Origin of the sequence: Shewanella psychrophila, assembly GCF_002005305.1 — a bacterium.
Taxonomy (GTDB): domain Bacteria; phylum Pseudomonadota; class Gammaproteobacteria; order Enterobacterales; family Shewanellaceae; genus Shewanella; species Shewanella psychrophila.
On record NZ_CP014782.1, the window covers coordinates 2,806,613 to 2,829,891 of the forward strand.

Here is a 23,279-nt window from a genome sequence, read left to right on the forward strand (position 1 = left end):
ATTTTATGCAATCATTTGGTTTGACCTTTGCACTATCAAGGGTTAATTTGAATGGTTCGGGTGCATATATATAACAAGAATTTCCCCGAGTAGTATTTTAGTTATAGTTTATGGAGTCGTGTATGAGCTTATATCACCCCAGTTTCGAGCGAGACAATTGTGGTTTTGGGCTAATAGCCCAAATGGACGGTGAACCTAGCCACCGCATAGTAAGAACAGCAATCCAGGGGCTGGATCGTATGAAGCACCGTGGTGGTATTGCATCCGACGGCCGCACAGGTGATGGCTGTGGGCTACTCATGCAACTGCCCGTGAAGTTCTTTGAAGCCGTTGCCGCGGAGAATGATTGGCACCTGAGCCGTAAATTTGCAGTAGGTGTGTTTTTCCTCAACCAAGATGACAAATTAGCTGAAGAAGCTAAGCAACTTTTAGAACATGAACTTGAAAAAGAAACCTTAAGTGTTGCCGGATGGAGAAAGGTTCCCGTCAACTCAGATGTGTTAGGTCCAATAGGTAAGGCGAGCCAACCACAGATTTATCAGGCTCTCATTAACTCCCCCATCGGCTGGCGAGAAAAAGATTTAGAGCGTCGTCTTTATATGGCCAGACGACGTTTAGAACAGCAGCTCACTCAAGATAAAGAGTTTTACGTAGCAAGTTTATCTGGCCAGGTCATTGTCTATAAAGGCTTGATGATGCCTGCGGATCTACCGGAATTTTATCTCGACTTAGCCGATATTCGCCTACAAAGCTCAATCTGCCTGTTTCATCAAAGGTTCTCCACCAACACTTCGCCTAAGTGGCCGTTGGCTCAGCCATTTAGATATCTGGCCCATAACGGCGAGATCAATACCATTACCTGTAACCGTCAGTGGGCACGTGCACGAGCCTACAAGTTCAATGCGCCACTTTTACCTGATCTTCAGCAAGCGGCTCCCTTCGTCAATGAAACGGGCTCAGACTCATCCTCACTGGATAACATGCTTGAGATGCTACTTGCTGGCGGTATGGACTTATATAGAGCCATGCGCCTGTTGATTCCACCAGCATGGCAAAGTAACCCTGAAATGGATGAAGAGCTTAAAGCCTTCTACGACTTTAACTCCATGCATATGGAGCCATGGGACGGTCCTGCGGGGATAGTCATGACGAACGGTAGACATGTAGCCTGTGCGGTCGATCGCAACGGCCTGCGTCCGTCTCGCTACGTGATCACCAAAGATAGAATACTCACCTTGGCCTCCGAAGTCGGTATATGGGATTACGCCCCCGACGAAGTCGTCGAGAAGGGTCGAGTTGGCCCAGGCGAACTACTCGTGCTAGATACACTCAATGGTCAGCTTTATTCTTCATTTGAGATCGATAACGATCTTAAACGTCGTCACCCGTACAAGGAATGGATGGCTAAAAACAGTCGAACCCTGATTCCTGCAGAAGATTTACCCAATGAAGCACAAGGAGTGAGCGAATTCAACGATGACCAACTCCTGCAATATCACAAACAATTTGGCTATTCCCGGGAAGAGTTGCAAGACGTCATCTGGGTACTGGCACAAAAAGGCGAAGAAGCCACGGGTTCTATGGGTGACGACACGCCTATGGCTGTACTTTCGAAGAAATCTCGTACTATTTACGACTATTTCAGGCAAAAATTCGCCCAAGTCACCAATCCTCCTATCGATCCATTGAGAGAGAAACACGTGATGTCTCTCGCCACATGTGTCGGCAGAGAGCAGAACTTATTTAATGAGACCACAGGGCATGCATACCGTGTCATGTTTAACTCACCGGTTTTACTTTATAGTGATTTCAATCAGCTAATGGCTCTTGACTCGATGTATTATCGTGCCAACATCATAGATCTAAACTATGACTTGAGTGAAGGATTAGAGAAGGCGATCACTCGAATCTGTGACGAATCCGAGAGACTAGCCAGAACTGGAACCACCTTACTCATTTTGTCCGACAGAGCCACAGACAAGTCTAAACAGGTTATTCCAGCCGCTATGGCCGTAGGAGCCATACAGCATGTGCTCGTCAACAAGAGTCTTCGTTGTGATACCAATATCGTGGTTGAAACCGCGACGGCGAGAGATCCACACCATTTTGCAGTGCTGCTCGGATTCGGTGCCACCGCTATTTATCCTTACCTGGCCTACGAATCTATCTGCGCCCTAGCGAAGAAGAGCGATATTGCCGACACTCGCCAATTGATGCTCAATTTCCGCCAAGGTATCGATAAGGGTCTAAGAAAGATCATGTCAAAGATGGGGATCAGTACCGTAGCCTCATACCGTTGTAGTCAACAATTTGAGGCCATAGGTCTGGCAACAAATGTAGTCGACCTCTGTTTCAACGGCGTAATTAGCCGTATTGAAGGAGCAAATTTTGACTTGCTAGAGCAAGATCAAGTCAAACTTCATAAAGTCGCTTTTCAGGCACACCAGCCACTCAGCCAAGGTGGGTTATTGAAGTACGTCGAAGGGGGGGAATATCACAGCTTCAACCCGGATGTCGTCAACACGCTTCAGGCATGTTTGAAAGACAGGGATTACCCCACTTATAAACGCTTCACAGAGCTTGTAGACAAACGTCCAGTAGCGACGCTAAGAGATCTCATCGAAGTGAAAGGTGAGTTGGCAGCCGTAGAAGTGGACACTGTCGAATCCGCTACTAGCTTATACCCAAGATTTGACAGTGCGGCCATGAGTATTGGCGCCCTTAGCCCTGAAGCACACGAAGCGCTCGCCGTGGCGATGAATCGGCTAGGTGGCCGTTCTAACTCGGGAGAAGGTGGAGAAGATCCACGTCGATTCAACACCGAGGGGAACTCCAAGATCAAACAGATCGCCTCAGGACGCTTCGGTGTCACGGCCCATTATCTGGTTAATGCCGAAGTGTTACAGATCAAGGTTGCCCAAGGGGCAAAGCCCGGTGAAGGCGGTCAACTTCCAGGTGATAAGGTGAGTGTCGAAATAGCGGGTCTACGTAATGCCAGACCTGGTGTCACATTAATATCGCCACCACCTCACCATGATATCTACTCGATTGAAGACTTGGCCCAACTCATTTTCGATCTTAAGCAGATTAATCCTAAGGCATTGATCTCGGTTAAATTGGTTTCAGAGCCAGGTGTGGGCACCATAGCCACTGGCGTGGCTAAGGCCTACGCCGATATGATCACCATCTCAGGATACGATGGCGGTACGGGGGCAAGTCCAATTACCTCAGTTAAGTACGCCGGCAGCCCATGGGAGCTTGGTCTTGCAGAAGTGCATCAGTCTCTGGTGAAAAACGGATTGCGTCATAAAATCCGTCTTCAGGTCGATGGCGGCTTAAAATCAGGCCGAGACGTCATCAAGGCAGCCTTGCTAGGAGCAGAAAGCTTCGGTTTCGGTACAGTGCCTATGATAGCTTTGGGATGTAAATACTTGCGTATTTGTCACCTCAACAACTGTGCGACAGGCATAGCAACCCAGAATAAGCAGCTCAGAAACGAGCATTATCATGGTCTTCCGGAACGTGTGATGACTTATTTCGAGTTCGTTGCCAGAGAAATTCGCGAAGAGATGGCAGCCTTAGGTGTTACCGAGTTTGAGCAACTAGTGGGCCGTAGCGACTGGTTACATGCACTGGAAGGCGAAACTCCTAAGCAAAATGGCCTCGACCTAAGCGCTATCCTTTACACACCAGAAGTCCCTGAGGGCAGTGCTGTTACCTGGAAAGAACTCAATCCAACCTCAGATATTGGTGTGCTCAACCAAAAGATCTTAGCTAAGTGTAAAAACGCCGTTGAGCAAGGTGAGGAATTATCCACCCGTTTCGAAATTGGCAATGTCGACCGCTCTATTGGGGCCACACTCTCTGGCTTTGTGGCTACAACAGTAGGTAAGGAGGGAGCTAAATCTCCTATTAAACTGCAGTTTAATGGCAGCGCGGGTCAGAGCTTCGGGGTTTGGAACAGTCCAGGTATCGAATTAACTCTCTGTGGTGATGCCAACGATTATGTCGGTAAGGGCATGTCCGGCGGCAAAATCACTATACATCCTCCTCTGGGAAGCAACTTCCAAAGCGAGCGCTCATCTATCATAGGTAACACTTGCCTCTACGGCGCCTCAGGCGGCAAGTTATTTGCTTCCGGCATTGCCGGTGAACGTTTCGCGGTTAGAAACTCTGGGGCCCTTGCGGTTGTTGAAGGCCTGGGCGATAACGGTTGTGAATATATGACCGGCGGTATTGTCGTGGTGCTAGGTAAAACAGGTGTTAACTTTGGTGCTGGAATGACGGGTGGCTTTGCCTATGTCTTCGACCGTTTTGGACGTTTTAACCGAAGAGTTAACACTGAGTTGGTCGATACACAAAAACTCGACTCACCTATACATCAGCAACATCTCAAGGGCCTCATAGAGGAACATCTGGCTGAAACGGGCAGTGAACATGCGAAAATGTTACTGAACGATTTTGAAAATTGGCTCGGCTGCTTCGTGATAGTCAAACCTAAGAGTGTGCCAGTCTCAGATCTATTGAGACTCGAGCAAAAACAACCAGAGCTCAAAGTGATCGCGGGGTAAATAATATGATGAAAAATAATTTTAAATTTATCGTGATTACACATAAAAAAACAGAATTAAATGTTGAAGTTACAGCGGGGGTAATAGCGATATGAGCAATGATTTTCAATTTATCGAAGTCGATCGTATCGATCCGATCAAACACCCTGTAAAGAAGCGCGCCACTCAATTTATTGAGATTTATCAGCCGTTCGCTCAAAGCCAGGTAAAAGAGCAATCAGACCGTTGTCTCGATTGTGGTAACCCTTATTGTGAATGGAAATGTCCACTGCACAACTACATCCCTAACTGGTTAAAACTGGCTAAACAAGGCCGCATACTAGAAGCGGCAGACTTGGTACATGAAACTAATACCTTGCCTGAGATTTGTGGACGAGTCTGCCCACAAGACAGATTATGTGAAGGCGCCTGCACGCTCAACGAAGAGTTTGGCGCTGTAACTATCGGCAACGTAGAGAAATACATCACAGATACCGCAATCGAACAAGGCTGGCGCCCAGACTTGAGTAAGGTTGTGGCTAGAAAAGAGCGTGTCGCTATTGTTGGGGCCGGTCCAGCTGGTCTAGGCTGTGCTGACATTCTGGCCCGAAATGGTGTCCAGGCCGTGGTATTTGACAAAAACCCTGAGATTGGCGGCCTGCTCACCTACGGTATCCCGGCATTTAAGCTAGATAAAGCTGTGATGGCGACTCGCCGCACGGTAATGGAAGGCATGGGGATCGAGTTCAAACTGGGTGTGACCATAGGTAAGGATCTGCCCTTCGACGACTTAGTCAATGACTATGACGCCGTATTTATAGGTATGGGAACCTACACTGCCATGAAGGCGGGTTTGCCCGGTGAAGATGCCCAAGGCGTTCATCAAGCACTGCCTTACCTGATAGGCAATACCCACCACATCATGAGTACTCAAGATACTGAATCCCCTTACCTGAATCTGAAAGGCAAGAGAGTGGTAGTACTAGGTGGTGGTGATACCGCCATGGATTGTGTCCGCACTGCAATTCGTCAGGGGGCTAAAGAAGTCACTTGCGCCTATCGCCGTGACGAACCCAACATGCCAGGCTCTCGCCGCGAAGTACAAAATGCTAAAGAAGAAGGCGTAAACTTCCTCTTCAACAGGCAGCCTGTATCCATCGAGACCCAAGATGGACAAGTCACCGGCATCACTTGCGTCGAAACCCAGATGGGCGCAGCCGATACCAGTGGACGACGCCGCGCCGAAGCTATAGAGGGCAGTGAAGCCTTACTCGAAGCCGATGCCATCATCATTGCCTTTGGTTTCCAGCCCAGTCCTGCTAGCTGGCTCAAAGATCATAATGTAGACCTTGACCAATGGGGACGTGTGGTCGCACCGAAAGCCGCCGATAATCCATTCCAAACGACCAACCCTAAAGTGTTTGCCGGTGGAGATATGGTGCGTGGCTCAGATTTAGTCGTAACAGCTATCGCCGAGGGGCGAGATGCGGCACTGGGTATCCTCAATACTTTTGAGTCATAACAACCAATATTGGTTCATCACCTAACCAGATACCGATTGAGATAATAGCAATCTGTATCAATAACGCTTTGCTTGTGATTTGCACATCGATTGATGTGCTTTTTTTTGCCTGTCAAAAAGCAATCCAACTGATTCCGGCTAGTAAGTTATGCTATATTGGCCGCCATCAAATTCGGCTTAATACATTTACGGTTACTCAATGAAAATCGGTATTAGTTAGCCTCCATCAATTTTACTTAACACATATTTAAGGTTACTCAATGAAAATCGGTATTATTGGCGCCATGGAGCCAGAGGTTGCTCATCTTATTGCTGCTATGACATCTGCAGAGTCAAAGACTATTGCGGGTATTGAATTTATCGCCGGCACACTAGATGGTACTGAGGTGATAGTCACTCGCTCTGGCATAGGAAAAGTCGCCGCCAGTATCGCCACAACCTTACTTATCGAGAAGTACGCTCCCGATGCCGTGATCAATACAGGCTCAGCCGGTGGTTTCGTCGATGAACTGGCTATAGGTGATATCGTTATCTCCACAGAAGTCAGACATCATGATGTCGATGTCACCGCATTTGGCTATGAGATAGGCCAGATGGCCAGTCAACCAGCCGCTTTTGCGGCCGACGAGAAATTAATGGACGCCGCTTGTAAGGCCGTAGCCAGCCTTGATGATGTGAAAGCCATCCAAGGTTTAATCTGTACTGGCGACAGTTTCATCTGCGATCCAGAACGTACTAAGACCATGCTCAGCCATTTTCCAACTATGGCTGCTTGCGAAATGGAAGGAGCTGCCATTGCCCAAGTCTGTCACCAATTTAAGGTGCCTTTTGTGGTCATCCGCTCACTATCAGATAATGCCAATAATGACTCTCCGGTCGATTTTGACACTTACTTAGTCAAAGCGGGCCACCAATCAGCCTTAATGGTGATGGCTTTACTTAAACATCTATAAATACTAATGTTTATTAGAGTTTAGTAATTACCGAACATCTAGCAAGGTCATTATCATGGTTCCAGAGTTTGCCCAACAGCTGCTCAACGACAGTTCGTTTTATGAAGGAACCATGATCCTCCTTGTCAGTTTATTGCTGTCTCGCCTCGCGCCACTGCCTAGAGAGTTTCAACCCATAGTTTGGTTCGGCTTACTTGCTAACGAATTAGCAAAGAAAGTAGCACACAGTAACCGCTCGCCTTCCCAACAAGTCATTGCAGGTTCAATGGCGGCGATACTATTGATATTGCCTTTCTGGGCCATTATCTATTTCTTGTTACAACTCGCCGCTTTCCCCTGGTTTTTCGAGTTTATTATTCTCTATCTCTGCTTAAATGATGATAATTTTAAACAAGTCGCTGGTGAGGTGAGGCAAGCTTTGAGTCGAGAAGATAAAACCCTCGCCAGACAACTGCTCTCTCTATGGTTATACCGGGACACAAAACAATTAAGCAGTGTTGGAATCAGCAAGGCCACCATAGAAAAATTGGTCACAACACCAGTTTACGGCACAGTTTCAACCATATTATTTTTTAGTATCGGCGGTGCACCTTTGGTACTTGTCGCCCGAATGATAAAGAAGCTTGAGCTTTGTTGGCCAGCGATTAACCCTAAATTTAAGTATTTTGGTCAACCAGTTAATCTGCTTAGCGCCGCCTTATTCATCATCCCGAGCTGGTTGTGGAATTTCACTCTAGCGATTCAAGGCGGCCCTAAGAGCATACTTTTACTCTTTAAACCCTTGTCTAATAACGGCCCCCTCTATAACTGTATTAACACCTGTGCAATCGCCGCATCGGTACTCAAGGTTGAGCTGGGTGGACCGATGAAGTTTAACAATCAGCGCGTCGCGGTCACTAAGCTCATTTACGGCCCTAAGCCCGATAGTCACTCTATCGCTGCTGCAATAAAATTGACCAGTACAGGGTATACACTTTGGCTCAGTTTTCTTATCCTGATCCCACTCATCTGGGCAGCACTTCGCTATTTACAGACTTAAGCGCTTCAATCAGTCTAGACATCTTCTTATCCATAGGTATCATTCTCATTATCGGCTCAAGACTTCCCGACATAGGCTATAAAATTTGTTCGACAATATTCATGTATCATTAACCACTCCCGCCTTGCTATTCCCAGCAATTTCCTTGCTGTTGCTGGCCTATACCAATCGATTCTTTGCCCTCGCGGCCCTTATAAGAAGCTTGAGTAGTGACGGAAAACCTGTTCATTATGAACAATTAAGAAACTTACGTCAGCGGATCAGCATCATCAGGCGCATGCAGGAAGCGGGTGTCATGAGTTTCGCCCTATGTGTGCTCTGCATGATTTTCATCTATGTCGGACTCAATAAAACCGGCTCGTTTATCTTTGGCTCTAGTTTGCTTTTACTGCTTTATTCACTGCTGCTCTCGGTGATTGAGATCCGCATTTCGGTCGATGCCCTCAACCTTCACCTGAAAGAGATGGACGAATGATTGAGTGGATCTACTTCTTCGATCTCTGTGGTACCGCCGTATTTGCCCTCTCAGGGGCGCTAGCCGCGGGGCGACACCGAATGGATCCTTTCGGAGTAATTGTACTCGCCTCGGTCACAGCCGTCGGTGGCGGTAGCATACGAGATGCGCTTCTTGGGACGACTCCGGTATTTTGGATCCGTGATCCCAATTATATTGTCGTTATCTTGATCACGGTATTAATAACCTTAATTTTGGTTCGAAAACCTAAGAAGGTCCCCCAACATACCTTGCCCATAGCCGATGCCCTGGGCTTGGCTTTGTTTACAGTTATTGGCGCCGAGAAAGCACTCAATCTCGAACTAGGTGGAATGATAGCCGTGGTAATGGGCTTGATAACTGGCGTGGGAGGAGGCATTATTCGAGACTTGCTTTGCCGTCAAGTCCCTATGATATTGAGAACAGAGATCTATGCTACCGCATCTATCTTAGGTGGGATCTGTTATAGCATGAGCATCTATTTAGGTGTGGAGAATATGCATGCCATGCTACTCTCCATGATGGTGGCACTTTGCATCAGGCTCGCTTCCATTAAATGGCATCTGTCCCTGCCAGCATTCGATTTAAAGAAAAACTTAAAGAATTAATTATGATGATCTCACGCTACCTTTACCTTATTCTTGCTTTTGTTGGCTTACCTGCAGTAGCAAACAACGGAGAGATGCCACTCGAACAGCAGTTGGCAGTGAAGTATATTCAAGCCGTCACAGATCATGATTACAAGGTATTAAGCGCCTTCTATGACAGAGACAGCATCTTCAAAGACAGAACAGCAAGCAAGTCCTATACTGGCCGCAGACACATCATTAGTTTTCTCAGACGCGCCCATCAGGGCGTCCTCGAATACGGCTTTAATATCGAACATATGTTTAACTCTGGTTCTTTGGTCGTGATGATAGGCAGCTACCACTACAAGGGGCCTGGAGATCAATTTGGTAAACCCGGTAAGATCATCGACTTGGCAATCCCCGGAGTTACAACCGTCAAATTAGATATGGATAATCGCAGGATCGAGGAGCATGAAGATCTGATGGATTACCAAACCATGGCCGATCAACTAGCGGTTCAATAGATTAAACGGCCATATGCCTTAGTCTTAGCTTTAGCCCTATTAAGTTCTGTTCTGCACAGTTTGGTTTTTCTTTCCCTTCATCCGTATTCCCCATCATTGAGATCCCCTTTCATCCCATCAGTGAACGTGTTTCAGATCGACATTTACCGGACTCCCCCGGTTCAGGTGGCCTTGTTAGGGGGATTTAATGCATTTTAAGGAAACCAGTCTGGGACGAAGTACAAAAGGTTCATAATAGAAAGCCACTCCGGGATAAAGAAGTTGTTTATAGCAATGAGATGACAATAATGGATAAGGTCATCATCACGGACACTAAATAGAAACTTAAGGATATACCACTAACCTCACCAAGCTAGAGCTGCATAAGCAAACGGAACAAGACCGTAAATATCAAATATCGCTCACCGAGTCGTGACTCAGTGGCACATGGGGAATGGAAAACTAGGAAGCATGGTAAAGAAAAGCGTCATATCTGGCGTAAGTTACACCTCGTAGTAGATGCGAATACGCATGAAGTCGTAGCAGGTGTAAAGGCAATAAACAAAGTCATAAGACTAGGAATGCCAGTTAAGAAACAGACTACCTAGTTAGCTCACATCCTTGGTGTTGCTGCATCTATAGTGAGGGGTTGGCAACAACGTCCTTAAATAGTACTCAGTACAAAGACTGTCCCCTTGAGAAGCTCGGCAATACTCTTTAAACATGAACTTTATTACATACCAGACCATGCAGGTTGGCTCCATATGGTTGAAATTAACGACATGAGAATGATGACGAAAAAAAGAGAGAGCCAATCAGACTCTCTACTAGTTAACACTTGTGTGATCCGGAATATGGAATATGGAGATATCTTAAATCATTAATTCCAAGGTAAAACTTCGCACCACTATTTAAAAAGGGGATTATTCTTATCCTTTGTCAGTCTTAATTTTAGTGGAGTTTGCTTTGTGTGAGGCAGACCAATATCTAGCCTTAAATTTATCTTCTAGGATTAAATAGTTAGTTTGTTTTATTGGTTTCCCCAGGCATTTATCAGAATTCCTGATTTCTACTTCTTGAAATATTTCACCCATTTTTTCAGATAGTTCCTTCAACTTGATGCACTTGGATTCAGACATGTTTACATCTTTATTTTTTAGATTTTTTATCTCTCCCTGTAATTTTGTAAAATTTTTAAAAGTCTGAATAAGTTGATCGCCAGACATATATTTAGGAACTTGCCTTACAGATTTAATTGATTTATTCAACTTGTTAATTTGTTTATTTGTAACATGGCTTTCATCTTTTCTCTGATTAAGAATACTTCTTATATTAAAATTCATATAGTTAAAACCTAAGGTTAAGTTACATTATAAACAGGGGAAATTATGACTTCCCCCAATTACATACAGAACGAGCAATAAATAACGCTATCAGCCTGTTAAAAACGGCTTGTTTAAGAGAATAGTAAATAGAATGCTTGTTACCTAAAACTATTAGAAATATATTCTCGAACTCCCCTTATTTTAGGAAGGATCTCTGTATTTAAATGGCTCCGTTCTGCATTCATTCTGTTTTAAGCTTATATTATCACGCACTTAGCATTACGACGTCACGTGATTAATGCTGAAAACTCCTGTAAAGTTGGGTATGAAAGGAGTTTGAATTCTAGAAGTCTACCCTGCCCCGATTAGCTCACAGCTAGGTGAAACCACTAGTCAAAACTTGAATAATAAAAGATAAAGTTTTATTTAAGCACGCAATCAACATATATATGACCCTTTTGAATTAACATGATTTATTCTTATATTTATTTCATGTGTTTACGGGAGGAACATATCAATATACCTATCCCATGTATAAAAATATTTTTACTGTCGTATACCTAATTTCAACATTCACTTCAATGTGGCTTTCTCAGATAGATAGTTCAGACTCATAATTGGTATGATGATGCATTCAACTCATTCGACAGCCAGTAAAGGTTAACTATCCGCGACCCTATGAGTTCACTTAATAATACATACTTAGCAGTTTTTTATGTACGCCACAGTTTAACTTATACACTAAACAAGCCACCCGACCAGAACAAAGATGATGGAATATAACCCGCATTAGATTTGGAAACGGAAATTTAACGGGTCAAGGTTGAAAACCTACTACATTATAATAACTTACATATACAAAAAATAATGAGTGCTGCTGAACTATAAAACAGAGATTCTAGTTATTAAAACTAATTTTAATGTTTTGACTGAGAAACTATTAAAGGAAGGAAGTAATTAATTAATTAATCTATATACCTTATGATATCCAAGATGACACTATTTACAACAAATCTCCTTTGAGAGGCTTAAGCGGTATGTGGTGAAATTTACTGGCCCCCCCCTTCGGAGAGCAGAGTTTGAAAACAGGCATGACTTTTCAGAGTTACTGTGAATGGGTTTAGAAACGGTTTAATCAATTGAAGCAAGATGCGACTTTTCATAGACTCAAGCACGCTAAAACTGTTCTGCACTCTGGATAAAACACTGTAATGATTGCAAATGAGTAACCTAAAAATGCATGCTTAATACCTTTCCTCCCCACTAGAATAAGAGATAGAGTCATAATGAACAACTAACCTAAAAGTCAGTTGACACAAGGGTTAAATGATTCATCAGAATACTCATGACTTGAGAAGCTCGATTGTTCATTATTCAAGCTCTGCTATATAATTGGCAGTAGACTAAAAATACTCTAGTAGAGTATCTAATTACTACATATTAACCAATGTGTTATCCATCAAACTAGCTCTCCCGCATTCCTTAACCGAATAACCAGGTTTTAGGGCTTGAGTCCAACGAAGAGAATAACGGAATGGCTAAGTTTGGCAGTTTTTTTCAGGATTAGTCTCGTGACGCTGATTGTTGGAAGTGGGATATTTCTCGATTATTGATTTCACCATCCATAATCAAGTTACTCAGATTGATTGGATCAGAATATAAATTCAAAAAAAGTACAAAGTATTCATTTAATTAAATAGTTTTCTCTTACTTATAATAACTTCCAACCAAAAACAGATATAACAGTTAAAAGGAATAATCTATATGCTTACTATTTATAAAAGTGGCAATCAGTTGGATAGTATTTCTATCTCACAAGCAGATGAGTCCAAAACCATCAGCTCAGCTAAAGGCATATCCATCGATGAAGCGAAACAACAAGCTTTAACAAGTGCCCGAATGTTCGAAGCCGGCACTAGTATGAATATTTTAAATAAACCAGGTTCTGCAGGCTTAGTTATTGACAAGTATGCAAAAACACTGGAAAAAACTATTGAAAACATTGATAAAAAAGGAGACCAACATAAAGTCGTCTTTAATAATAAAGAGATGACAATTAAAGAGTTATTCCATAAGCAGTTTGGCCAGATGAGTAGTGACTCAGACCAGATTGGACGTCAGTCAAAAACTTCAGATAAACCATTGATTGAATGGCTAACTAAAGAGTTAAAAACACCAATTGGTGAGTTAAATCACTCAGGAATGCTAACAAAAATAAAATCACTGAGTGTCTTTGGCACAACAGTTTGGCAGCTAATGACCCCGCCAGAAGGTAACCGGCCAACAAAATCCAGCGATCCAATAGAAAATAAAGCGAAAAACGCTGCGGATTTTAGTGCAAATCGCGATAAAAATATCAAGGCTCTTAATTCAGTACTGAGGGGAGTGTGTTCAGATGTTGCTCCTCTGTATAAAGAATTTACTCAAAAAACACGTACAAAAGCGTTTGATGATCCTCTTACCCGTGCACGTTCAGAGCGCATGCCCATGGTAGAAGACGAAAAAGGTCAACTAAAACCAGTAGAAGGTAAATATGAAGATGCCGCAAAATATGGTTTGGGCTTTGGTCAGGTCGTTCAACGAGTTCATGATAAGAACTCATTAGAACAAAAAAAATTGTCTGCGGCTCTGAATGACAATAAAAACATCAATGGAATTCCTCGTGAAAATGCTCCTATTCAGGATCTGAATCGACCTTATATGATGTCAGAAGACGAAATAAAGTCTATTCCTCAAGGCTACAAAGATCTAGGAATTGAACAAGGCATCAAAGCCCACGAGCTCAATCACGGTACAGGTGTTAACCGCTGGCAACCTTATGGGGTATATGCACTTGAGAGTACACAACAAGGTCTCCCTTTTGCTGGCGCTCAATCTGGGGGAACATGTGATATTTTGCTTGCTGCAACGGTACTTTCCGGTAACTCTCTGTATAGTAACCCTAAAGAAGTCATGCCATTAACTTTGGGAGCAGCAGCATTCATGAATTATGGTGGATATCATACTTTCAACGAAGTATTACCGATCGGAGAAGCGATGAGCAGTGGAAAGCCATTTGTTCCATCAAACAGAACCGAACGCAATAAAACTGAACTTTATGACCGTGTTCAGTCTCATGCTAGAAAGTACCTTCCTCCTATAACAGAACAGAATATTTCATCTTACAAGCAAGTACATACTGGAACTATTAACGAATTAAAACAGCAACATAAATCTTTGTCATTCGACTTATCAGATTTCGGTAATACTACCTTTTACAATAAATAATAAAGAAAACTATTCGAGGTTCCTACTTGGACCTCTACATGATGCTCACGTTAGTTATCGGTCTCTCAATGGAGGAACCATAAGTGTATCGTTCTACTAAATCGAAGGCTTAAGTTTCTGGGTCGACTTTACCCAAATAAATTAGTTATTATCTATGCTAATAAGGATAGCCGCAGCCTACCCTTATTAGCTATACCTTCGCGTTGAACAGCCATAACGTAATTTAAGCTATGGCAGTCTGGAAGTGATTTTATTTACTGGCAATAAATACTTACTAGAATGAGAACCATCAGATTCCACTGAAAATTTGGCTGAGGAAAAGGAGTGAACTAAGATGTGTGTTCATCAATACATCAACTTAGGTTAAATATCTTCAAGTACTTCATAGGTTACAATATTAGGAGCCTGAATAAGGAAGCTGAGCAGGAGGGAGAATTCACCTGTATTTTCCCTCCAATTAAGATAATGGCCTAAATCACTTTCATGCTGCCAGTAAGTAACAATGATGAATTTATTGTCAGATAAACGTGAAAAGTCAGTGCCTTTATTACCAGGAAAATCTCTTGTTCCTGGTAGAATACTTTTAAAAAAAGAAACAAGCTTTTCAGACATTCCTTCCTTTGATTGAATTTCAAATATTGTCATTTTAGTCATTGTGTGTTTTCCACATATTAATAGGAGATAAAGATCATTAATCGTTAATAACTAGTTACTTTTAAACTATTCCCAAGTGTTCTACGAATAATGGAAGTGACTAAACTCAGAAAAATAACCTCTCTCAAGTTTAAAAAATCACGTGGTAAAATATATCTAACCAACTAAGCCGAGTGATTTTCAGTACTACCCACATTACAACAACCAAATTGTGAGGCGGTCATAAACGCATGATTAACAGGTACTGTCACCCCATTAAATTCAAGCTCTAGCGTGGAGCAAGCATCATCCTCAACATGGTAATAACCCAAATCCATAACAGTCTGAGTCACCGCATCAATGCACATATGGCTCATGACACCAACTATAACCAGTTTTTCAACATTAAGTGCCTTCAAAAAAAAGTGTAATTCAGTACTACGAAAACTGTTTATTTGCAGCTTCAACCTTACAGTTCCCCATTTATTGGGGCAACGCTATAATGAGCTTTTTCCACTTCAGATCCTAATAGGAAAAAAGGAGCATCATTTAAAACGAACTCATGACGCACATGAATAACGGGCAATCCTTGTTGACGAAATGCAGTTAGTAAAGTGGCAGCTTTCCATGCTGCGGCTTCTGTACCTGATAAAGCCCACTGAGCATCTTGGTATGTAGAATAATCATCATTATGAAAGTCAATTAATAACAAGGCTATATTAACTATAATAATCATTCTTGTATTGTTTCAGTGTTTCGTTGAAGTAACGATACAAGATACAAATTAATGACTCCCCTAATGTGCTAAAGAGTGTAATTTTAAAATTAAAAGAACTTTTTACTATAAAATAATCATCGATAGTCAGCTTGAGAAGCGCTTTGTTGTTACAATTGTTCAGCCTGATAGTCAGTTAGCTTGTGTTAGTCAAAGTGACATTATTCTTCCCAACTTTGATGGTTGTTATTACCTTTCGCCTCAACCGGAATCATTACAGTTTCTCAATAATTCCCATCGGATGGGCTCAATATTAATCTCTACCTATACAGGTACATTTGAACTTCCTAAAGTAAGTTTACTAGAGAATCGAGCAGTGACGACACATACAAGCCAATTATAATCAGTCCCTGAATGTGTCGATGCTAGCAGCTTTAGCAGGCATGAGCGAACGAACGTTTCTCCGTCAATTTACCAATACCACAACCTTGAAACCTATACACTATATTAAAAAGATTAGGGTACAAAAAGCATGTAGATTATTAGAATCAACCACACAGCGTGTTGAGAAAGCCGCACTAACATTGGCTATGATGACGTGAGCTATTCTGGTCAAGCACAACTGGACACCTGACTTTGTAACTTTTCATAGTTGCTCGGTGTTAAATCACCTAGCGTAGTATGTAACCGCTCATGGTTGTAATACCTAATATATTCCTCAACATCTTGCTTCATTGACTCTCGTGTTAAATGAACTACATTCAACAGCCATTCGTGCTTTAAACTACCAAAAAATCGTTCAACGACAGCATTATCTAGGCAAGCGCCAACACTGCTCATAGAAGGTGTCATTCCGCTCTTTGTTAGCAAGCTTTGGAATTGCTTACTCGTATACTGCGAGCCTCTGTCACTGTGAAATAAAACACCGCAGCCTGGTTGACGAAGTGTTATAGCCACCTGTAATGCACGTTCAACCAAGCTGACGGTCATTCGTTTCGAGATACTCCAGCCAATGATTCGTCTAGAGTGTAAATCCATAACAATAGCTAAATACATCCAGCCTTCGTTAGTTCTCAGATAGGTGACATCACCTGCCCAAGCTTGGTTAGGTTCAGCAGGGTTAAAGTTCTGGCTCAGCACGTTATCTGCAACACTATCACTGTGTTTTCGCTTAGTCGTTACTGTATAGGCTTGGCGCTGAGTCACCACTAAGCCTAGCTTTCGCATGATAGAGCGAGTGCGATAACGGCCGATGATATAGCCTTCTTCACATAGTTTTTTGGATAACTGACGTGAGCCTAAGCTGTTACGACTGCGCTTGAAAAGGCGCTTTGCCGTACGATACAGTTTTAGCTCATTTTCGCTAATAATCTTAGCGGGCCTAGATAGCCAATCATAGAAGGCACTACGGCTAACGTTCAGCACCTTACAAACTGTTTTTATTTCGAATTGAGAGCGGTTGTCTCGAATATACCGAAACTTTACTTCATTTCTTTCGCGAAGAAGGCACTGGCCTTTTTTAATATTTCTTTCTCTACCCGAAGCTGCTTAACCTCTTTTCTTAGGGCTAAAAGCTCGGCTCTCTCATCTGAAGTTACGTTAGAACTCTCTAGCTCTTCAGCCTTCTGTTTCCAGGTATAGAGCAGGTTGGATGAGACACCAAGCGCGTCTGCGGCTTGTGGAACGCTATAGCCTTGTTCGGTTATCAAGCATAAAGCTTCTTCTTTAAACTCTTTGGTATAAGTTCGGTACTGTCTTTTCGTATTCATGCTCACCTCGATTGATAGTTCTATTATCCACAATCATGGTGTCCAGATCGATTAGACCAGAATAAGCAACCTAAAAAATCACTTGATAATATCAAATTAATTTAAAGCTAGATTTGTTTGGTCACGTTATTAGCCCTACCAGAAACGTTTAAATATGGCACGGTTAACCTTGTGTGTTATGCCAAGAAAAGTACAATATATATTGCATACTTAATGGGTATGTAACCCCTAAATTTTAGTAGTGAATGGAATTATTAGCCTTATGCCAGTAATGCAGTTTTAACTTATCTATCAAGTTTAATGGGGCTCTCCTATACTCCAAATGAGGTGATACTCGACGAACTCAGATAAACATATTACTCATTTAATATCTGCAGTATTAAACCTATGTTCAGTAGACTGCAATCTCTTGACTACAGATAGACCTTTTCACTTAAACATATTAAATCCCAACTTCGTAAACAGCCTGTTAGATGAGTTGTTTATTGTTGACCTATTGTTCATCCTAGCGGAGAAAGCTAGCTGTTTATCATTTTATAAAATATAATTGAATAAGGTGATATTGATAATTTTAGTCTATTTGTAGATAGCATTAATAGAAGATGGATAGAAAGTGACAGCGAATTCTTGAATATAGACAACATGATTTCAAACACTCCACGTTAACTCTTTAATTATTAATGCTCATACTTATCATGATAAACTCGCTACTGAACCTATCGTGAGAGTAATGAGATGCGTCTGTATTTAAAGTTGTGAAATGCCCCTTCACCCAGTGCATAATGAAAAAGCCAGCAACAGTTAGCGGCTGACCTTTATAAAAATCATCAACGTATTACAGGACATGGCAGATTAAGAGTATTTCAAACCATGATGTGATTACTTCAACCACAGGCTCGGTCTGCATCAATGCCTTCACAGCCAACTTCGTTTAGCGCCCTGTTATCGGGAGACTGAATTTTTCACGGACCTCAATAGTCGGTGCATAGCTGCCTGGCATTCCTTTAATGAGGTGCAATGCGTCTTTTTTGGGTAACGTAAACAGACCTTCATTTCTGGAAAGTATAAGACTGTTTATATTTTCGTCGTTCCTCAGGTGCTCAATAACCTCATTAAGTCCAAATGCTCTAGACTCATTCAGTGGATGGTCACCTTTATTGACCCAAATATGTAGATGCAAGGTAGCGGTTGAGGGAGCAACCGGAAAGTGAAAAAATAGATCAACATTGTCTTTTTCAGCTGAAACACCATAAGTGTCAGACAAGTGCCCAATAATATCAGACTTTAGTTTTTCCAACATCTTTAGATCTTTTGGCTCCAAATCAAGTATGGATGTCAGGGATTTCACAGTCCATTTGGACTCAGCTTTCCTTTGATTTAGCTCTTCCCCCTGGGTTACTGACGGTTTTCCTATTGGATGAACGTCGGTTATTTCTTGAATTAAACTCAGTGGGAGTGCAGGATGAACAGCCCAAGCAGTCAGCTGGACGCCTTCTCGTCTATCGGCCAAATCTTTGTGGTGTCCATTGGTATAGGTCTCTGACATGTAGGGGATATTAGGGTAAATGAGGAATCCATTACCTTGGTTCAATGACCCAGAGTAGTGGAATACATCCGGTTGCTTCTTATACAGAGAGGTATACACATTATCGAGAGATTCGGCGCTATCTCCACGTAGCAGATTAACCAAAAACTCAGTGGTATTTTCATCTTTATAGGTCGCTTGAAGTTGCTTTAGGTTTTCCATTGACAGAGTCACCTGAGCCAGATCGTTAGTCTGATATTTTTTCAAGCCTCTTGGGTTTAACCAGCGAAAAGCCCCATATTCATCTACGCCTACTTTAGATATATAAGCACCATGACTTAACTCAAGTGTGCCTGATTTATCTTTCTTTACAAACACATTGTATTTGTCTTGATTTAAATGACTCAGCGTATTTCGATTGTCATCAATCCCATAAGCATCTAATGTCCGACGGAGCTGAGAATGGCCGTTTTTCTCCAAGTCAGTGTGAATATTACGCACTTTACACACATCAATGCTTTGATTGAGGTTGGGGGTAGCACCGACCGTCATGGTCGAAGATGCGCGCTGTAACGTTTGAATGGTATTCATAACATATTTCCCATCAGTAGTTTAAAGTGGAAGAGTTAGCGAGTTATGAACAACCCCTTTAAAAGGAATGCCAACGATATCCTTAATGGAATCCGAGGTGGGTAAAAAGAATGATCCCTCGTTTCGATTGAGTACCAATTCATTGATATCTTTGCCCTGTTGAAGATGTTCAATTATGGTGTCTAAATCGAAAGACCTTGGCTCATTCAACGGGTGATCGCCTTTGTTAACCCAAGTATGTAGGTGGAGGGTGGCGGTTTTTTCTGCAACCGGAAAGTGAAAGAACATTCGTATATTGTCATTTTCATTTGTATGATAAACGTCCTGAAGATGTTGCAATGTCCCCTCCCTCAACTTTTCCAACTGTGGCAAATGTGCTAGTTTCAAGCTCAGAATACTGGTTAGAGAATCCATTTTTGTTTTTTCATCAATTGCTTTTTGTGGTGTTGGCAGGTTCACTTCAAGCCGCTCCAGATCCGGTTGATTGTGTTGACCACCCAAAAAGTCCGACTGTATACCAGGATGAATCGCGTAGGTACACAGGATGATCCCCTCTTTACTGTCTTTGAGCTTTTCGGGAGAATCGATATAGGTTTCCAACAAGGCATCACTGCTATACGGGGAGTTGGGGCGAATAAGATACCCATGCTGCGCTTGGTTAACTGGTGGAATAAACTTAGCTAGTTGAGGTTTCTTACTATAAAGAACTGTATCTCGGCATTCCTCTCCATTAAGGATCTGGATAAGAAAGTCCGGTAATGGCTTTTCTGAATAGGTACGGCTAAGCTGGGTTAATTCAGCTTGATTGCGAAAAGTAACGACAGCGACTTTTTCAGTTTGATATTTAGTGAGACCTTTAGGGTTCAACCATTTAAAACTGCCATAGATATCTTCTCCTTTTTTAGAGATATAGGCACCATGACTTAAATCTGCAGTGCCTGATTTATCTTTCTTAACAAACACATTGTATTTTTCTCGATTTAAATGACTCAGTGTATTTCGATTGTCATCAATCCCATAAGAATCCAATGTCCGACGGAACTGAGAATGTCTGCTTTTCTCCAAATCGGTGTGAATATTACGCACTTTACTCACATTAATGCTTTGATTTAGGTCTGGGATAGCACCGACCGTCATGGTAGAAGTTGAACACTGTAATGTTTGTATGGAGTTCATATAATTTAACCTTTAAAAATTTTACTGGATTTATTTGACTTAGAACGACTTTCCCCCGATAAGTGGGATAGCTATCGAGTGTATTGACGAATTAATCCATCGATTTTGTCCCTAGCGATATGTTTAGCGTGTATCTCGAGCTGGCTAATATCCACTCCTTTCGCCACAGTTCGTTCTAGAAAATGTTCAAGTTGCGGGAGCTGAGGCATATAGTGCCCTGAATCTAGGTGAAAGGATTTAGCTTTGCCCAGCTTAATTTGAATCATGCCCGCCGATAAAACCGGCTTGCCATCTGTCGTGGAGGTGTGTTGCCATTTTCCTTTTTCGTACGGGTGAACAAAGATATTTCCGTCACGGTGGATGACAATAGCAGCGTGGCCGCTCATCCCTTCCTTTCCTTGAAACTGTGTTGTATCTAACAAGGTACCTCCTTGCTTCCATTCTCCCTGTGAAATATCAATACGGTAGTTAAGTGACTGATTGGGATCCAAATAGTTAATATAATCAAGTTTCTGACTCAGCGGGTGTTTTACTCCACCTTCAAGAATGTCTATTTCAACATCTGGATTCAACTCAATCCACTGGAATAGCCCAAACTTGGTGTTACCGTCCGCCTGCCATGCGCCTAATGCACCGGACTTCAAATCAAAGCCGTTCAACGAAACTCGATCACGATGGTCCGAATCTTTAATTTCCAGCCAATATTTCGGGTGAGCAGCCACTTCTCCATTACTCTTTTTAGGCATTAACCCAGTTACAAATTCAGCCACTTGGCGGAACTTAGCCACGCCGTGATGGGATTGCAATCTATCGTTAACACACGTAGGTGATCGTCGTGATGAGTCAAGTCCAGTAAGTTCTTTTGTATTTAGATCTACATTGATAACCGATTTGACCTGAAGCACATTGTAGTGGTCAACCTTTTTTGGCCACGGTTTTATACGTAAGGCAGAACCTTCTTTCTGATTCATTTGGTGTCAAGCCACCGTTATATTGATGTGGTCTGACTTGGCTATAGTATCCAACTATATAGTTAATGATTGATGCCTTGGCTTCAGTGAAGCTGCTGTAGCCCGTAGAGGGGACCCATTCAGTCTTTAAGCTTCTAAAGAATCGCTCCATAGGTGCATTATCCCAGCAGTTTCCTCGACGGCTTAAACTCTGTTTTATTTGGTATCGCCAAAGTAGTTGACGATATTGTCGACTGGTATAGTGACAACCTTGGTCGCTATGAAACATCAGTGCCTGCGGTCTTCCTCTTGACTCAAAAGCCATTGATAACGCTTTTCCCGTTAAGGTACTATCTGGTGAAAATGACATTGACCAGCCAATTGCCTTTCGAGCAAACAAGTCAATAACCACTGCTAAGTAAGCCCATCGATTACCTGTCCAGATATAAGTCACGTCGCCACACCACACTTGATTCGGCTCAGTGACTTGAAACTGACGCGACAAATGGTTGGGTATTTCAACATGCTCGCTGTCCGCTCTTTTATAGCTATGCTTAGGAAGTTGGCAACTCACTAACCCGAGCTGTTTCATTAGCTTACTCGCTCGATAACGGCTTAAGCTAGTGCCTTTAGCTGTCACTATCTCAGCGATGCTCCTAGCGCCCGCAGAGCCGTTACTAGCAGCGTGGGCTTCTCTCACTAGGCTGTATAATTTAACTCTTCCTGGTGAAATATTTTTCACGCGGCCACACCAATACTTATAGCTACTGCGATGAAGCCCGAACACTTCACAAATACGCTTTACTGTATGGCTCTGCTTGAGCTTCTCGACTAACGAGAACTGTTCAGGGAGTCTGACATCAAGAGAGCTGTAGCCTTTTTTAAAATAGTATTGTGCTCCTCGAGACGGTCAATTTTCTTCTTTAGCTCACGGATTTCAATCTGCTCGTGTGTCATTGGAGAGGCTTTAGGGGAGAGCCCTTTACGCTCCTGTTTAAGCTGTCTAACCCACTTATCCATTCCTGATTTGCTCACGCCCATGACCTTGGCCGCTTCAGTCACTGAATAGTTTTGGTCAACAACTAGCTGCGCCGCTTCAAGTCGAAACTCTGCGCTATATGTGGGTCTAGATTTCTTTGTCATTGTCTCACCTGCTTTAATAGTGAAGTGATGATATCACCTCTAATCAGGTGGCCAAATTTAGTGTGCCACTACACATGGTTAGTTTGCTGTAACTCGGAAGCTAATTGTGTCACTGGTGTTGGAACCAACAATTGAAAAACTTTATTATTCGCAGCTGAAAACATATCGATTTAAACCTCTTAAATAATTTGACTCTTCATTATTAGTGCCTCAATACACCCTCATTTTCACCAGAATTTTCATGAAATGTCCTGTTGATTTCCGAGTTAATGTTTTAATCGCTTTTAAATAACTCGGTTTTAGGTTTAATAATAATTAGTTGTTGGTGAGATTATTTGGTATAAGCAGGCTATCACTGGTACCTTCGTTATTATTAAGCTACATAGATCTCAACGAAAGCTTGGTCTAGCGATTACCCGTTCCCCTTGTTCGATCAGCAGATGGAGCCGACATAAACATTAAAGGCTGTGGATTTACTATTAGCAAGCAGTTGATAATATTGTTCAATTAATGATTCTGACTTAAGTAAGACTCACCATGAAAAAGTAACTTTAGC

The 23,279-nt window shown here is 42.4% G+C and carries 18 protein-coding genes and 1 pseudogene; 10 read left to right on the forward strand and 9 right to left on the reverse strand.

Going from position 1 to position 23,279, the window contains the following annotated elements; genetic code table 11:
* Positions 1 to 122 precede the first annotated feature (122 nt).
* From gltB to sps_RS28800, 8 genes and pseudogenes are all read left to right on the forward strand, one after another.
* The gene (gltB, locus tag sps_RS12080) at positions 123 to 4,571 is read left to right on the forward strand and encodes a glutamate synthase large subunit (protein ID WP_077752763.1); all 4,449 of its coding nucleotides are present in this window, start codon (positions 123 to 125) and stop codon (positions 4,569 to 4,571) included.
* Positions 4,572 to 4,662: 91 nt separating this feature from the next.
* Positions 4,663 to 6,072 (forward strand): FAD-dependent oxidoreductase, encoded by a 1,410-nt coding sequence (locus sps_RS12085; protein WP_077752764.1) that lies wholly within the window; start codon positions 4,663 to 4,665, stop codon positions 6,070 to 6,072.
* 260 nt (positions 6,073 to 6,332) lie between these two features.
* The gene (gene mtnN, locus sps_RS12090; protein WP_077752765.1) at positions 6,333 to 7,025 is read left to right on the forward strand and encodes a 5'-methylthioadenosine/S-adenosylhomocysteine nucleosidase; all 693 of its coding nucleotides are present in this window, start codon (positions 6,333 to 6,335) and stop codon (positions 7,023 to 7,025) included.
* 55 nt (positions 7,026 to 7,080) lie between these two features.
* Positions 7,081 to 8,064, forward strand: coding sequence for a cobalamin biosynthesis protein CobD/CbiB (locus sps_RS12095; protein ID WP_077752766.1), 984 nt, complete (start codon positions 7,081 to 7,083; stop codon positions 8,062 to 8,064).
* A gap of 97 nt (positions 8,065 to 8,161) precedes the next feature.
* Positions 8,162 to 8,539 carry a DUF2721 domain-containing protein gene (locus sps_RS12100; RefSeq protein ID WP_077755659.1) on the forward strand — a complete coding sequence of 126 codons (378 nt, stop codon included), beginning with the start codon at positions 8,162 to 8,164 and terminating at the stop codon, positions 8,537 to 8,539.
* Positions 8,536 to 9,165 (forward strand): trimeric intracellular cation channel family protein, encoded by a 630-nt coding sequence (locus sps_RS12105; RefSeq protein ID WP_077752767.1) that lies wholly within the window; start codon positions 8,536 to 8,538, stop codon positions 9,163 to 9,165. The genes sps_RS12100 and sps_RS12105 overlap by 4 nt, the downstream gene beginning before the upstream one ends.
* Before the next feature lie 2 nt (positions 9,166 to 9,167).
* Positions 9,168 to 9,650, forward strand: a complete 483-nt coding sequence (locus tag sps_RS12110; protein WP_077752768.1) for a nuclear transport factor 2 family protein — start codon at positions 9,168 to 9,170, stop codon at positions 9,648 to 9,650.
* Positions 9,651 to 9,970: 320 nt separating this feature from the next.
* A pseudogene (locus sps_RS28800) lies at positions 9,971 to 10,198 on the forward strand (IS5/IS1182 family transposase); the annotation flags it as partial.
* Positions 10,199 to 10,558: 360 nt separating this feature from the next.
* On the opposite strand, the gene sps_RS12115 reads toward sps_RS28800, so the two are convergent.
* Complete coding sequence (locus sps_RS12115) at positions 10,559 to 10,972, reverse strand: hypothetical protein (protein ID WP_077752769.1); 414 nt, start codon at positions 10,970 to 10,972, stop codon at positions 10,559 to 10,561.
* A gap of 1,746 nt (positions 10,973 to 12,718) precedes the next feature.
* Here sps_RS12115 and sps_RS12120 point away from each other — a divergent pair.
* Positions 12,719 to 14,221: a hypothetical protein gene (locus sps_RS12120; protein WP_077752770.1), complete on the forward strand. Its 1,503-nt coding sequence runs from the start codon at positions 12,719 to 12,721 to the stop codon at positions 14,219 to 14,221.
* Positions 14,222 to 14,584: 363 nt separating this feature from the next.
* Here sps_RS12120 and sps_RS12125 read toward each other — a convergent pair whose 3' ends face one another.
* The 3 genes from sps_RS12125 to sps_RS29035 all read right to left on the reverse strand — a co-directional run bounded on the left by sps_RS12125 (position 14,585) and on the right by sps_RS29035 (position 15,590).
* Positions 14,585 to 14,875 carry a putative quinol monooxygenase gene (locus tag sps_RS12125; protein WP_218919642.1) on the reverse strand — a complete coding sequence of 97 codons (291 nt, stop codon included), beginning with the start codon at positions 14,873 to 14,875 and terminating at the stop codon, positions 14,585 to 14,587.
* A gap of 164 nt (positions 14,876 to 15,039) precedes the next feature.
* Positions 15,040 to 15,321, reverse strand: coding sequence for an isochorismatase family protein (locus sps_RS29030; protein ID WP_335695445.1), 282 nt, complete (start codon positions 15,319 to 15,321; stop codon positions 15,040 to 15,042).
* A gap of 2 nt (positions 15,322 to 15,323) precedes the next feature.
* Positions 15,324 to 15,590 carry an isochorismatase family protein gene (locus tag sps_RS29035; protein WP_250638020.1) on the reverse strand — a complete coding sequence of 89 codons (267 nt, stop codon included), beginning with the start codon at positions 15,588 to 15,590 and terminating at the stop codon, positions 15,324 to 15,326.
* Positions 15,591 to 16,012: 422 nt separating this feature from the next.
* Between sps_RS29035 and sps_RS28805 the strand changes: the two genes are divergently transcribed.
* Positions 16,013 to 16,171 (forward strand): helix-turn-helix domain-containing protein, encoded by a 159-nt coding sequence (locus tag sps_RS28805; protein ID WP_237158108.1) that lies wholly within the window; start codon positions 16,013 to 16,015, stop codon positions 16,169 to 16,171.
* A gap of 10 nt (positions 16,172 to 16,181) precedes the next feature.
* Here sps_RS28805 and sps_RS12140 read toward each other — a convergent pair.
* From sps_RS12140 to sps_RS12160, 5 genes are all read right to left on the reverse strand, one after another.
* Positions 16,182 to 17,338 (reverse strand): IS3 family transposase gene (locus tag sps_RS12140; RefSeq protein WP_149027232.1). Its coding sequence is split into 2 segments (ribosomal slippage): positions 16,182 to 17,092 and positions 17,092 to 17,338, totalling 1,158 coding nucleotides; the frame shifts between segments, so codons are not numbered across the junction.
* 931 nt (positions 17,339 to 18,269) lie between these two features.
* The gene (locus tag sps_RS12145; protein ID WP_077752771.1) at positions 18,270 to 19,454 is read right to left on the reverse strand and encodes a m7GpppX diphosphatase; all 1,185 of its coding nucleotides are present in this window, start codon (positions 19,452 to 19,454) and stop codon (positions 18,270 to 18,272) included.
* 21 nt (positions 19,455 to 19,475) lie between these two features.
* Entirely contained in the window at positions 19,476 to 20,630 is a 1,155-nt protein-coding gene (locus tag sps_RS12150) for a hypothetical protein (RefSeq protein WP_077752772.1), read from the reverse strand.
* A gap of 71 nt (positions 20,631 to 20,701) precedes the next feature.
* A complete protein-coding gene (locus sps_RS12155; protein WP_077752773.1) occupies positions 20,702 to 21,601 on the reverse strand; it encodes a hypothetical protein in 900 nt (299 codons plus the stop codon).
* Positions 21,546 to 22,723, reverse strand: a protein-coding gene (locus tag sps_RS12160; protein WP_149027206.1) for an IS3 family transposase whose coding sequence is annotated in 2 segments (ribosomal slippage) — positions 21,546 to 22,465 and positions 22,465 to 22,723 — 1,179 coding nt in all. Because the reading frame shifts where the segments join, the coding sequence is not laid out codon by codon here. The genes sps_RS12155 and sps_RS12160 overlap by 56 nt, the downstream gene beginning before the upstream one ends.
* Positions 22,724 to 23,279 lie beyond the last annotated feature (556 nt).

Excerpts from the sequence above, each read along its gene's own strand:
- sps_RS12120 (WP_077752770.1), top strand. The coding sequence starts at position 12,719 with ATGCTTACTATTTATAAAAGTGGCAATCAGTTGGATAGTATTTCTATC.
- sps_RS12145 (WP_077752771.1), bottom strand. The coding sequence starts at position 19,454 with ATGAATACCATTCAAACGTTACAGCGCGCATCTTCGACCATGACGGTC.
- sps_RS12155 (WP_077752773.1), bottom strand. The coding sequence starts at position 21,601 with ATGAATCAGAAAGAAGGTTCTGCCTTACGTATAAAACCGTGGCCAAAA.
- sps_RS12110 (WP_077752768.1), top strand. The coding sequence starts at position 9,168 with ATGATGATCTCACGCTACCTTTACCTTATTCTTGCTTTTGTTGGCTTA.
- sps_RS28805 (WP_237158108.1), top strand. The coding sequence starts at position 16,013 with ATGAGCGAACGAACGTTTCTCCGTCAATTTACCAATACCACAACCTTG.
- sps_RS12115 (WP_077752769.1), bottom strand. The coding sequence starts at position 10,972 with ATGAATTTTAATATAAGAAGTATTCTTAATCAGAGAAAAGATGAAAGC.
- sps_RS12105 (WP_077752767.1), top strand. The coding sequence starts at position 8,536 with ATGATTGAGTGGATCTACTTCTTCGATCTCTGTGGTACCGCCGTATTT.
- sps_RS29035 (WP_250638020.1), bottom strand. The coding sequence starts at position 15,590 with ATGATTATTATAGTTAATATAGCCTTGTTATTAATTGACTTTCATAAT.
- sps_RS12085 (WP_077752764.1), top strand. The coding sequence starts at position 4,663 with ATGAGCAATGATTTTCAATTTATCGAAGTCGATCGTATCGATCCGATC.
- mtnN (WP_077752765.1), top strand. The coding sequence starts at position 6,333 with ATGAAAATCGGTATTATTGGCGCCATGGAGCCAGAGGTTGCTCATCTT.
- sps_RS12095 (WP_077752766.1), top strand. The coding sequence starts at position 7,081 with ATGGTTCCAGAGTTTGCCCAACAGCTGCTCAACGACAGTTCGTTTTAT.
- sps_RS12125 (WP_218919642.1), bottom strand. The coding sequence starts at position 14,875 with ATGACTAAAATGACAATATTTGAAATTCAATCAAAGGAAGGAATGTCT.
- sps_RS12150 (WP_077752772.1), bottom strand. The coding sequence starts at position 20,630 with ATGAACTCCATACAAACATTACAGTGTTCAACTTCTACCATGACGGTC.
- gltB (WP_077752763.1), top strand. The coding sequence starts at position 123 with ATGAGCTTATATCACCCCAGTTTCGAGCGAGACAATTGTGGTTTTGGG.